Annotated in this window: 14 protein-coding genes; 10 read left to right on the forward strand and 4 right to left on the reverse strand. The window is 72.2% G+C overall.

Going from position 1 to position 12,049, the window contains the following annotated elements; all coding sequences use genetic code 11:
- Position 1: 1 nt before the first annotated feature.
- Positions 2–652 carry a GGDEF domain-containing protein gene (locus O7614_RS15355; RefSeq protein ID WP_278139137.1) on the reverse strand — a complete coding sequence of 217 codons (651 nt, stop codon included), beginning with the start codon at positions 650–652 and terminating at the stop codon, positions 2–4.
- 264 nt (positions 653–916) lie between these two features.
- Here O7614_RS15355 and O7614_RS15360 point away from each other — a divergent pair, with 264 nt between their 5' ends.
- From O7614_RS15360 to O7614_RS15390, 7 genes are all read left to right on the forward strand, one after another.
- Entirely contained in the window at positions 917–1,156 is a 240-nt protein-coding gene (locus O7614_RS15360) for a DUF397 domain-containing protein (protein WP_074309213.1), read from the forward strand.
- 140 nt (positions 1,157–1,296) lie between these two features.
- A complete protein-coding gene (locus O7614_RS15365; protein ID WP_278139138.1) occupies positions 1,297–2,184 on the forward strand; it encodes a helix-turn-helix transcriptional regulator in 888 nt (295 codons plus the stop codon).
- 100 nt (positions 2,185–2,284) lie between these two features.
- Complete coding sequence (locus O7614_RS15370; RefSeq protein WP_278139139.1) at positions 2,285–3,349, forward strand: LacI family DNA-binding transcriptional regulator; 1,065 nt, start codon at positions 2,285–2,287, stop codon at positions 3,347–3,349.
- A gap of 2 nt (positions 3,350–3,351) precedes the next feature.
- On the forward strand, positions 3,352–3,555 hold the full coding sequence (locus O7614_RS15375) for a hypothetical protein (RefSeq protein ID WP_278139140.1): 204 nt from the start codon (positions 3,352–3,354) through the stop codon (positions 3,553–3,555).
- Positions 3,556–3,653: 98 nt separating this feature from the next.
- Positions 3,654–5,111, forward strand: coding sequence for a serine/threonine-protein kinase (locus O7614_RS15380; RefSeq protein WP_278139141.1), 1,458 nt, complete (start codon positions 3,654–3,656; stop codon positions 5,109–5,111).
- Positions 5,112–5,144: 33 nt separating this feature from the next.
- Complete coding sequence (locus O7614_RS15385) at positions 5,145–5,786, forward strand: histidine phosphatase family protein (RefSeq protein ID WP_278139142.1); 642 nt, start codon at positions 5,145–5,147, stop codon at positions 5,784–5,786.
- A 102-nt stretch (positions 5,787–5,888) separates the two neighbouring features.
- Complete coding sequence (locus tag O7614_RS15390; protein WP_278139143.1) at positions 5,889–6,764, forward strand: alpha/beta hydrolase; 876 nt, start codon at positions 5,889–5,891, stop codon at positions 6,762–6,764.
- Between the two features lie 11 nt (positions 6,765–6,775).
- On the opposite strand, the gene O7614_RS15395 is transcribed toward O7614_RS15390, so the two are convergent.
- The 3 genes from O7614_RS15395 to O7614_RS15405 form a co-directional block, all read right to left on the reverse strand.
- The gene (locus O7614_RS15395) at positions 6,776–7,282 is read right to left on the reverse strand and encodes a DinB family protein (RefSeq protein ID WP_278139144.1); all 507 of its coding nucleotides are present in this window, start codon (positions 7,280–7,282) and stop codon (positions 6,776–6,778) included.
- A 46-nt stretch (positions 7,283–7,328) separates the two neighbouring features.
- Complete coding sequence (locus O7614_RS15400) at positions 7,329–7,769, reverse strand: VOC family protein (protein ID WP_278139145.1); 441 nt, start codon at positions 7,767–7,769, stop codon at positions 7,329–7,331.
- 128 nt (positions 7,770–7,897) lie between these two features.
- A complete protein-coding gene (locus tag O7614_RS15405) occupies positions 7,898–8,680 on the reverse strand; it encodes a carbon-nitrogen hydrolase family protein (protein WP_278139146.1) in 783 nt (260 codons plus the stop codon).
- Between O7614_RS15405 and O7614_RS15410 the strand changes: the two genes are divergently transcribed.
- The 3 genes from O7614_RS15410 to O7614_RS15420 are packed head-to-tail and all read left to right on the forward strand — an operon-like array spanning position 8,679 to position 11,304.
- Entirely contained in the window at positions 8,679–9,461 is a 783-nt protein-coding gene (locus O7614_RS15410; RefSeq protein ID WP_278139147.1) for a DedA family protein, read from the forward strand. The two genes, O7614_RS15405 and O7614_RS15410, sit on opposite strands and share 2 nt — an antisense overlap.
- Positions 9,462–9,493: 32 nt before the next feature.
- Complete coding sequence (locus O7614_RS15415; protein WP_278139148.1) at positions 9,494–10,669, forward strand: histidine kinase; 1,176 nt, start codon at positions 9,494–9,496, stop codon at positions 10,667–10,669.
- Positions 10,660–11,304 carry a response regulator transcription factor gene (locus O7614_RS15420; RefSeq protein ID WP_278139149.1) on the forward strand — a complete coding sequence of 215 codons (645 nt, stop codon included), beginning with the start codon at positions 10,660–10,662 and terminating at the stop codon, positions 11,302–11,304. The genes O7614_RS15415 and O7614_RS15420 overlap by 10 nt, the downstream gene beginning before the upstream one ends.
- The last annotated feature ends 745 nt before the right edge of the window (positions 11,305–12,049 follow it).

Raw genomic sequence — 12,049 nt, forward strand, 5'->3', positions numbered from 1 at the left:
GTCAGCGCTCGGCCAGCGGGGCGCTGTCCACCAGCTGCCGGGGTGACCGGGCGCCACCGAGGCTCTTCGCCTGGTACATGGCGGCGTCGGCGCGGCTGAGCGCTTCGGTGAGCTGGGCCGGGCCGGTCACCGGGGCGAGCCCGACGGAGGCGGTGACCCGGACGCTGCACCCGCTCAGCCGGATCGGCGCGGCGACGGTCTCGGCGAGACGGCGGGTGGAGTACTCGATCCAGCGCCGATCGACAGTGGGACTGGCGAGCAAGCCGGCGAACTCGTCCCCGCCGAGGCGGGCAACGAGGTTGTCCCCGGCGAAGCCGGCGAGTCGCTCGGCCACACTGATCAGCACCTGATCACCGGCGGCGTGCCCGTACCTGTCGTTGATCTGCTTGAAGTCGTCGAGATCGAGCACCACGGCGATCAACGGCTGGCCGGCCGCGTCGGTGAGCAGGGCGGCGGCCAGGCGGTAGAAGGCACGTCGGTTGGGCAGCCCGGTGAGGGGGTCGTGACTGGCGGCGTGGCGTTCGGCGGCGAGCTCGGCCTGGAGATGCTCGATCTCGCACTCGGCGCGGACCGCCCGGCGGCGTAGTTGCCAGGAGGAGAGCAGCGCACCGGCCGCACAGATGCCGGAGGCGACACTCATCGGATCCGGCACGAACCCTCCCATCGCCGCGACCGCCTCCACCCCTCCGTCGACGCGGCGCGCCGCGTCGGGCCCAGTTTTGCCTGATGGTTGCCCCTGCGGGGGTAACTCAACGTGAACGGATGGGCACCGATCATGTGCGTTATCATGCTCGCCGTCCGGTGCATATGCAATAGCAGATGCACGTGCAGAACCGCCCGATGTCGATACCGCACCCCTCGCCGTCACCGCTCCTCCCACGGCCACCGGCGGGCTCGTGAGCAGAAAGACGCCTCCATGCAGCAGCCACCCAATGGCGTACCGATCCATCAGTTGCCTCCGCTGAGCTGGCAGAAGAGCCGCCGTAGCAACCCGAGCGGCAACTGCGTCGAACTCGCCGAACTGCCCGGGGGAGCGGGCATCGCGGTTCGCAACTCACGGCACCCGGAGGGGCCGGCGCTGATCTACACAGTGGATGAGATCGCCGCCTTCGTGCTCGGCGCCCGGGACGGGGATTTCGACCATCTGATCAACTGACCGTCCCAGGTGGGGTCGTCCCGGAGACGGGACTGAATCACCGGCGCGGAGGAGTTCACCTCACTGTCGGTCCATGGCATGCTTACACGTCGGCCGGGCCAGGTACCCGACCGCGTGGGTCGGTGTCCGGAGGTCCGCACGTGACGATGGTTCCCGCCGAGGGTGGCCCGACAACCGGGCCGACCGTGCTGCGCATGCTGCTCGGCGCCCAGTTGCGTCGCCTGCGGGAGGCCAGCGGGGTGACCCGCGAGGGTGCCGGCTGGGAGATCCGCTCCTCCGAATCGAAGATCAGTCGGATGGAGCTGGGCCGGGTCGGCTTCAAGGAGCGCGACGTCTCCGACCTGTTGACCCTCTACGGGGTCACCGAGGAGCACGAGCGCGAGGCGCTGCTGAAACTCGCCCGGGACGCCAACAGCCCTGGCTGGTGGCACCGCTACGGCGATGTGTTGCCGACCTGGTTCCAGTCGTACCTCGGCCTGGAGGCTGCTGCCGCGTTGATCCGCAGCTACGAGGTGCAGTTCGTGCCCGGCCTGTTGCAGACCAGGGACTACGCCCGGGCGGTGGTGCTGCTCGGGCACGGTGCCGCGGATCCGGCCGAGATCGACCGGCGCGTCGCCCTGCGCATGCAGCGCCAGCAGCTACTTCACCGGGACAACCCGCCGCAGCTCTGGGCCGTGGTGGACGAGGCGGCCCTGCGACGCCCGATCGGCGGCCCCGCGGTCATGCGCGGCCAGCTCGCCGCCCTCATCGAGGCGACCAAGTCGCCCAACATCCGGCTCCAGGTCATCCCGTTCGCCGCCGGTGGTCACGCCGCCGCCGGGGGTGCCTTCACCATCCTGCGCTTCGGTGACCAGGAGTTGCCCGACATCGTCTACATCGAACAGCTCACCAGCGCCCTCTATCTCGACAAGCGTGACGACCTGGATTACTACGCGGTGGCCATGGAGCGGCTCTGCGTCGAGGCCGAGCCGCCGGAGCGTACCCCGGAGATCCTCGGCCGGCTGCTGGACGACCTCTACCCGGCCTGACCGCCGACGCGGCCTGACCGCAGGCATCGTATTGACCGACGCCAACCAGTCGGGTTAGCCTCTGTATCGATACAGTCTGAATCGATACAGAGGGGTGCCGGTGAAGCCAACACTGCAAGCCGTGGCGGACGCCGTCGGCGTCTCCCGCAGCACCGTGTCCAACGCCTACAGCCGCCCCGACCAACTCTCCGCCACTCTGCGCAAGCGGATCCTGGACGCCGCGCGCCAACTCGGCTACCCCGGTCCCAACCCCACCGCGCGTTCCCTTCGCCGCGGTTTCGTCGGGTCGATCGGGGTGCTGTTCACCTCCCAACTGTCGTACGCCTTCACCGACCCGTTCGCCGTCCGCTTCCTCGCCGGGGTCGGCGAGGCAGCCGAGCGGCACGGCACCAGCATGTTGCTGGTGCCGCTGCCCACGGCGGTCACCGATGCCCGGCGGGCGGTGGAGAACGCCGCCGTGGACGGGTTCTGTGTCTACTGCGTCGCCGACGAGGAGTGGGCGCTGGACGTGATCCGGGCACGAGGGCTGCCGTTCGTCAGCACCGCTCCGCGCGAGGGCGCGGGGCCCGACGAGCGCTACGTCGGTATCGACGAGCGGGCGGCCGCGCGCAGCGCCGCCGCTCACGTGGCGGGCCTCGGTCACCGCCGTGTGGCGTTGCTCGCCGACTCCGTGCTGCCGGACGCCCCGGCCGGCCCGCTCACAGTGGCCGGGGTGCAACAGATTCCGCACCCCACCACCCGGGGTCGACTCAGCGGCTTCGCGGACGCGTTCGCCGAGGTCGGCGTCGACTGGGCCGGGTTGACCCTGCTCAACGCCCCGGGCAACAGCCGTCAGGCGGCCGCCGCGGCCGTCGCCGGGCTGTTCGACCAACCCGACGCCCCGACCGCCGTGCTGGCCGGCTCCGACGTCCTCGCGCTCGGCGTGCTGGACGCCCTGGTCGCGCGCCCGGCCGGTGACCGTCCACCCGTCTCGGTGACCGGTTTCGACGACGTCCCGGAGGCCGCCGCCGCCGGCCTCACCACCGTCCGGCAGCCCGCCGAGGAGAAGGGCCGCATCGCCGCCGAACTGCTGCTCGACCCGCCCGCGGACGCGGCGGACGGTCATGTCTTGCTACCCACCGCACTCGTCGTCCGGGACTCCACCGGACCTGTCCCGAGGAGTTGACCATGGAACTTCCCACCGGATACATCACCGCCCTCGACGCGGTGAACCGTCACGTGAACTCGGCCCGACCGGATGCCCCGGTGCGGATCGAGCGGGTCCGCCGGGCTCGGTTCGACCCGACTCGGCAGGCCGCCGCCGTGGCCCTGCGCCGGCTCGCCGACCGCATCCAGCCGCGCCCGCTGCCCGCCACGCCGCGCTGCTCCTGACCCGCGCGAAACTCATTCGGGCACGGATGGGACGAACAGTGTGTGGCCGGACACGGAGGGTGGTCGAGTGGGGCTCGGCCAGGCAGACTGGTGAAGCCATGTCGCCTTTCACGCCCACCCTCCGTCTCCACGACCGCTACGTACTGCACGAGCGGATCGGTCTCGGCGGCATGTCCGAGGTGTGGCGGGCCGACGACGACGTGCTCGGCCGACCGGTCGCGATCAAGGTCCTCGCCGGGCAGTTCGCCACCGACCCGCAACTGCGGGCCACCATCCAACGCGAGGCCCGCGCGGCCGCTCGGCTCACCCACCCACACGTCACCCAGGTGTACGACTACGCCGAGGCGACCCTGGCCAACGGCACCGTGGTCCCGTACCTGGTGATGGAGCTGGTCGAGGGCCACAACCTGGCCGACCGGCTACGGAACGGCCCGCTGCCCTGGCCGGAGGCCCTACGGGTGGCCGGGCAGATCGCCGCCGCGCTGGCCGCCGCGCATCGCATCGGCGTCGTGCACCGCGACGTCAAGCCCGGCAACGTCATGCTCACCGACACCGGTGCCAAGGTGCTCGACTTCGGCATCGCCGCGCTCGGCGGCCTCGACGGCCAGTCCGGCGAACCGCTGATGGGCACACCCGCGTACTTCGCCCCGGAGCGGCTGAGAGCTGGCCCGCCCGACCCGGCCAGCGACGTGTACGCCCTCGGCGCGCTGCTCTACCGCACCCTCACCGGCCGGGCCCCACTGCCGGTGCAGAGCTGGGAGGACGCCCTGGAGGTGCACCGGCGCGGCACTCCGGTGCCGCCGCTGCGGGTTCCCGGCCTCCCCGCCGACGTCGCCGAGTTGACCGTCGCCTGCCTGGCCGCCAACCCGGCCGACCGGCCCAGCGCCGCGCACCTGGCCCGCCGCTTCGGCGCGGGCCAGCCGGTCGAGCCACCCACCGAGCTGCTGCGGATCATGCCGGCAGCTCACCCACCCACCCTGATCGACCGCTCGGCCGCCCGCCCCGCGCCGGTTGCCGCCGTGCCGGCCCGCCGCCGATCGCGCAGGCCCTTCGCCGTGCTGGTCGCGGGCGCCCTCGCCGTGCTCGTCGGTCTCGGCGCTCTGCTCACCCAGGGCCAGTTCGGCACCTCGGGCGCACCAGACCCCGCCGGCGTCGCCGGTGCGCCGTCGGCTTCCGCCCCGGCACCGAAGCCCACGACGCAGTCGCCGAAGCCGCCGACGTCGCCCCCGTCGCCGTCACCGGCCGCCAGCACCGCGCCCCCGACCGGCGGGCAGCAGATGCCGGTCAGCTTCCGCGAGGTGACCGGCCAGTTCGCAGCCGTCCTCGCCAGCGCGCTGGCCCGCGGTGACGTCGACCGCAAGACCGCCGAAGACCTGCGGGACGACCTCGCCGACCTGAGCCGCCACACCAGGGACCGGGCCAAGCGTGTCGCCGAGCTGCGGGAACGCATCGCCGAGTTGGTGGAGCGCGACCGGTTACCAGCGCGGACGGGCGCCCAGCTCGACGATCTGCTCGCCCAGACCAGCAGCAATTTCACCGGCCGTACGGACGACTGATACCTGCGTCTATGCCGCTGGCATGATGTCCCGATGCGGACACGTCTGATCTTCGTGCGACACGGCGAGTCGCTCCACCAACTCGAAGGAATCGTGGGCGGACCACGCGGTTGCCGGGGCCTCACCGCTCTCGGCCACGAACAGGCACACGATCTCGCCAAACGGCTCACCGGAGAGGTCGCCGCCGACCGACCCGTGGCGGTCTACTCGTCCGTGCTGCGCAGGGCCGTCGAGACAGCGCAACCGGTCGCCACCGCGTTCGGCGTCCGGCCCGTTGCCGACTGTGGCCTGTGCACCTGGCACACACCCCCGTACGCCGACGGCCTGCCGACCGCCCGCTTCCGCACCGAACACGCGGTGGCCGGTGGGGGTGTGTTCCGGCCGTTCGAGGAGGGCAACGAGAGCTGGGCCGAACTGGTGGTCCGGGTCAGCCGGGCGATCATGGAGATCGCCCATCGGCACCGGGGCTCCACGGTGGTCCTGGTCGGCCACAGCGAGACCGTCGAGGGTGCGTTCCACGCGCTCGGCGCGCAGCCGGTATTCCGGGCGTTCGACCTGGACGTGCCCCCGGCCTCGATCACCGAGTGGACCAGCGACCACGACCCCGGCGGGTGGCCACCGGCCCGCTGGACGCTCCGTCGCTTCGCCGACACCGGGGGGTGGCCCAGAGCGTGATCCCAGCGTGCCGTCGCGGACCGGTGCACGGTGTCCACCCCGTTCGACGTCGCCGGCACGGCGTTTCCGTCCACCTGCTCCCGCCGGTCGTAGTCTCACCGGATGACGACAACGCAGACGCACACCCTCGCCGTGCCCGGCGTCGACCTGGTCTACGACGTCCGAGGCCCGTTGCCCCCGTCCGGTGGGCACCCCGTGCTGCTCATGATCGGCCAACCGATGACGGCGGAGGGCTTCACCGCGCTCGCCCCGCAGTTCACCGACCGTACCGTCGTCACCTACGACCCGCGCGGGCTGGGCCGCAGTGTCCGCACGGACGGCCGGACCGACCACACGCCGCAGCAGCAGGCGGCCGACCTGCACCTGCTGGTCGAGGCGCTCGGCGCCGGTCCGGTCGACGTGTTCGCCAGCAGCGGCGGTGCGGTGACGGCACTCGACCTCGTCGCGACGTATCCCGGCGACGTCGTCACGTTGGTGGCGCACGAACCGCCGATCAACGCGGTGCTTCCCGACGCCGACGCCGCCGAGCGCGCCCGTGCCGGGTTCTACGACGCGTACCAGGTGAAGGGGGCCGGGGCCGGCATGGCCGCCTTCATCGTGATGACGTCGTGGCAGGGCGAGTTCACCGATGCCTACTTCGCCCAGCCCACGCCCGACCCGGCGATGTTCGGCCTGTCGACCGAGGACGACGGCACCCGCGACGACCCGCTGCTGTCGAAGAACTCGTGGGCGGTCACCGACTACCGGCCGGACGCGAGCCTGCTCAGCGCGGCACCGACCCGGATCGTCATCGCGGTCGGGGAGGAGTCGGCGGGGACGTACACCGCGCGGACCGCCCTCGGCATGGCGGCCGTGCTCGGTCAGGAGGCCGTGGTGTTCCCCAGTCACCACGGCGGTTTCCTCGGCGCTGAGTTCGGTTACGCGGGCAAGCCCGAGGAGTTCGCGGCACGGCTGCGGGAGGTGCTGGACGCCGGCTGACCGGGGTTGGGTTACCCGCGCTGCTCGCTCAGGATCTGCTCGCGCAGGATCTCGGCGTGCCCGCAGTGCTGGGCCAACTCGCGCAGCACGTGCAGGTACACCCACCGCAGCGGCAGCGGGCCACGCCGGTTGCCGCGCAGCACGTCGTCCAGACCGAGCGAGGACGTCGCGACACGGGACGCCTCGCAGGCCTCGCGGTGTGCCCGCTGGACGCTGGCGATCGTGTCGCCGTCGTCGAGGATGAACGACTCGTCCGGCGTCGCGGGGATGCCGATCTCGGCGCGGGACCGGCAGGTGACGGCCTCGTCGAACCAGACCTTCTCCACGAACGCGGCGTGCTTCACCAGACCCAGCAGCGTGGTGCGGGACGGCACCAACGAGCGGCGCGCCTGCTCCTCGGTCAGCCCGTCCAGGGAGTCGTTGAGCGCCCTGCGGTGCTCGTCGATGAACGCCTCGAACTGCGCCTGGGCCGACTGGTCGACCACGTCGTCGGCGAAGGTTCCCGGAAAGGAAGTCATCCGCGAAGCATTTCAAGATCGTGGGAGGCGCGCAAACACCACACGCTCAGCCGAACGAGGTGAGCGCGCCGCGCTCGTCGAAGCGGGCCGTGCCCGCCCAGGCGATCTCCCAGCGGTTGCCCTCCGGGTCCGCGATGTAGCCGGAGCGCCCACCCCAGGGCCGGTCGGTCGGCTCCGCCACCACCGTCGCGCCCACCCCGACCGCCGCGGCGAAAGCCGTGTCGACCTGCTCGCGGCTGTCGACGTTGCAGGCCAGGGTGACGCCGGACCAGCCACCGGCCGGGGCGGGCGCGCCCGGCGCCGCCTCGGCGGCCAGCTCCGGCAGCGGGTAGAGCGCGAACAGGACGCCACCGAGCAGGAAGGCCGACCAGCCGTCGTCACTGGCCGGCAGCTCGGGCCACCCCAGCGACCGGTAGAACGACCGCAGCGTCACGATGTCGCGTGCTCCCAGCGTGACCACGGACAGTCGGGAGGGGACGGTGCTCATCAGCTGATCCTGCCCCCAACGTACGACACACGCCACGCCTCGTCGTCCAGCCGGCCTCGCCCCTGGACCCTCCTCGTGCCGATGGCGGTCGCCCTACGCTAGGCGGCGGTCCGACGCCGCCAGCCCGTTCAACCGAGGCTGACGCGGACCGACTCGCCCGGCTCGGTGCCCGCACGCCCGGCGACCTCGCCTTCCGGCGTCCACACCCCCGACCGCCCGGCCGTCTCGGTGTAGCCACCGCCGGTCGCGCCGGCGAAGCTGGCCACCGCCACCCAGACCCGGTGGGCGGCGATGATCCGCTGCGCCCGCTGGTCGATCACGGCGGCGTCGCGCGCGGCCTCCACGACACCCGCCGCGTAGACGTCGATCCCGAGCGCCGCCGTCCGCTCCGCGTGGGCGACGACGCCGGTGTCCTTGCAGACCGCCAACCCGAGCCGCCAACCGTCCACATCGAGCACGACCGGCGCGTCGCCCGGCCGGAACCGGCGGGCCTCCGCGTCCCCCAGCCACATCTTGCGGTACGCCACCGTCACGCCGGCCCCGGTCACCGCCAGCACCGCAATGTGGTCGCCCGCGACCGGCGCACCGGCCAGCGCCAGCGCCCCCGTCCCGGCGCACGCCTCGACCAGCGGCGTCAACCGCGGATCGTCCACCGACACGACCGGCGCGTCCAACTCGTACCCGGTCAGCGACAGCTCCGGAAAGACCACCACCCGGGCGCGCGCCGCCCGGACCGCGGCGGCGTGCGCCCGCGCGTTCGCCGCGACATCCAGGGGTACGCACAGCGGCTGCGCCACCGCGAGCCGTAGCGGGGTGCGGTTTTCCGCACCCCCACCGGTGGGGTCGACCCGCGTGGCCGGGCGGTCGTCCTCATGGTCGACTCTCAGGATCGCTTCGTACGGTGGGGGCATGATTCGAACGTCCCACGCCGTGCTCGTCACCGGAACCCCCACCGCCGCAGCGGAACCGCCGCAGGGCGGGATCGTCGGTTACGTCACCGACCTGGTGGAACGGCTCGGCGGCCCCGGTGCCGGCCTGGCGGTCGCGCTGGAGAACCTGTTCCCGCCGATCCCCAGCGAGGTGATCCTGCCGCTGGCCGGTTTCGTCGCCGCGCAGGGACGGATGAGTCTGGTCGGTGCGATCTTCTGGACCACGCTCGGCTCGGTGGTGGGTGCCCTCGCGCTCTACCTGATCGGCGCTTCGCTGGGGCGCGACCGGATGCGCGCCATCGCGGCCCGGCTGCCGCTGGTGAAGCTCGCCGACGTGGACCGGACCGAGGCGTGGTTCATCCGGCACGGCGTGAAAGCCGTCTTCTTCGGGCGGATGATCCCGATCTTCCGGAGCCTGATCTCCGTTCCGGCCGGGGTGGAGCGGATGCCCGTCGCCACGTTCCTGATCTACACCACGCTGGGCAGCCTGATCTGGAACAGCACGTTCGTGCTCGCCGGCTACTTCCTCGGCGACAACTGGCACCTCGTCGAGGGCTACGCCGGCATGCTCCAGAAGGTGGTGATCGTGGTCTGCGTCGCGGCGGCCGCCTGGTTCGTCGGGTCCCGCATCCTGCGTGCCCGTCGCGCGGCGCGGAACCCCGAACCGGCCGAACCCGAGCAGAGCGCGCTCGCCGGTGTGCCCGACCCGGCCGGTCGCGGCACCCTCTACCGCAGCGGATCGTGGGCCTCGGACGAGCGCTAGCGACCGCAGCGCAACGGGGGGGCGGATTCACCGTGAAGACGGACGAGACGGTGGGGGAGCGGCGCACCGGCAGGTGGTGGCACCGGTTCCGGCTGCCGGTCGGCGTCGCCGCCGGAATCGCCACCGCCGCCGTCGAGCTTGCCTTTCTCGCGATCACGGCCGTCGCCTTCGCCGTGGGCGCGGTCGCGCCCGCCGCCCACCATCGGGTTGTCGGCCTGACCAGACGGTACGCGGCACTGCTGGTGCACACGGAACGTCGTCGCCTCGCCGGACTGCTCGCCGCGGGGGAGTTGCCCACACCGAACGATGTGGCCACCCGGCGGCAGATCGGCTACCTGGCCGCCCGACTGCTACCCGGATCACTCGCCGTGCTGGCGTACGCCGTGCTCGGCATCGGGCTGGTGCTGGCCGGGATCGTGCTGCGCGCGGCCGTGCACGGAGAGCTGGGCTTCCTCGACGCCTTGTCTCAGCTCGGCGTCGGAGCGGTCCTGCTTCTGCTCAACGTCCAAGCCTTCGCCAGCATCGCGGCGCTGGACGTCCGGCTGGCCCGGCGTCTGCTCGCCCCGGGAAGCCGGGCGGAGTTGACGCGGCGAGTCCAGGAGCTGACCACCAGTCGGGCCGGGGTCATCGCCGCGGTCGACGCCGAACGGCAGCGCATCGAACGCGATCTGCACGACGGCCTCCAGCAGCGGCTGGTCGCCCTCGGCATGCTGCTCGGCCGGGCCCGCCGTGCCCGCGACGCCGACCGCGCGCACGCGCTGATCACGCAGGCACACGAGGACGTACAGCGGGCCGTCGAGGAGTTACGTGAGGTGGCGTGGCGGGTCTACCCGTCGGCACTGGACAGCAACGAGCTGGGAGAGGTGCTGGCAATGGTCGCCCGCGGATCCCAGGTGCCGGTGCGGATCCGCTGCGAGCTGCCGGTCCGCCCCGCGCGGCAGATCGAGACGGTGCTCTACTTCGTGGCCTGCGAGGCGCTGACCAACGCCGCGAAGCATGCCGCCGCTAACCTGGTCACGGTCGAGATCGAGGCACAGGACGGGTGGATCCGGATGCGCGTGCACGACGACGGCGCCGGCGGGGCGCAACCGGCCGGGCGTGGGCTGTCCGGGCTGGCGCGACGGGTCGCCGCGCTGGACGGCCGACTGTCGGTGACAAGCCCCGCCGGCGGTCCGACGACCGTGCAGGCAGAGTTGCCGTGCGGCTAGTCCTCGCCGAAGACTCGACGCTGCTCCGGGAGGGTCTGACGCGGCTCCTCGCCGAGGAGGACCACGAGGTGCTCGCCGGAGTGGGGACCGCCGACGAACTTGTCGAGGCGGTCGGACGTGCCCGCCCCGACGTGGTCGTCACCGACGTCCGAATGCCGCCCACCCACACCGACGACGGGCTGCGGGCCGCCCTGGAGATCCGTCGACGGTGGCCCGACACCGGCGTCCTCGTGCTCTCCCAGTACGTGGAGCGGCGCTACGCCGGCCGGCTGCTCGCGGACCGCCCCGAGGGGGTCGGCTATCTGCTCAAGGATCGGGTCGCGCAGGTGGACGACTTCCTCGACGCACTCGACCGGGTCGCCGCCGGAGGCACCGCCCTCGACCCGGAGGTGGTCCGTCAGGTGGTGGCCGGCTCGCAGCGGCCCGACCCGCTCGGTCGGCTCACGCCACGGGAACAGGACGTGTTGCACGAAATGGCACAGGGTCACACGAACCTCGCGATCGCCCAACGGCTGCACGTGTCGCAGAGTGCGGTCGAGAAGCACGTCAACGCCATCTTCGACAAACTCGACCTCGCGCACACGGCTGGCTACAGCCGACGAATCCTCGCCGTCCTGCGTTACCTGGGCACCTGACGTCCGCCTTGATTCCCTCGTCTTGATCCGCTCGACTTCGCCGAAGCGGCGGTATACGGGTACCCAAGACACCCCAACTTCGCGGAAGTCGAGTGGGTCAAGCCTGCGCACGGGCGCGGTCTGCGCGCCCTGCGGGCTTGCGCGCTCTGAGCGCTCTGAGCGGTTTGCGAGGTCCGAGCGGTCCGAGCGGTCCGAGCGGTCCGAGCGGTCCGAGCGGTTTGCGCGGTCTGCGCGGTACGCAAGGTACGCACGGTCTAAGCAGTATGCGCGGTGAGCGCCCCGGGCGTTGACGACCGCCCGGTGCGTTGAGGTCTTGCGCCCGCCGTGGGGAAGACCCTCACGGTCGGCCCTGCCTTCGCGCATTCGGATGTGCCCTGCTCGTCCCGTCTGTCCCTGGAGCCCGGCTGGCTGTGGCGGCGTGAGTCAGCCCCGGGGCCCTGTCGGCCCACGCCTGTGAGGCCGAGCGGGTGATTTGTCCGGCAATGGGCTGTGACCGGCTGCATCCCCGGGCCGGAATGGTGGCCGGGCGGGGGTGGTTACACACCCTGACGATCGCAGGACCACGGCCGGTCGACCGGATCGGCCGCCCGCCGGAATGACCCCGGTCCGCGGGTCGTTACACGTGGAACCCCGGCCCGACCGGTACCCCGCTTCACCGGGATCGGCCGACCCGGAATGGCCCCGCCCGGCGGGCCGTTACACATGGACCCGGCGCCCGAGCCCTCGCTCGTAGGTCGCCGACGCC

Source organism: Micromonospora sp. WMMD961 (assembly GCF_029626145.1).
Taxonomy (GTDB): Bacteria; Actinomycetota; Actinomycetes; order Mycobacteriales; family Micromonosporaceae; genus Micromonospora.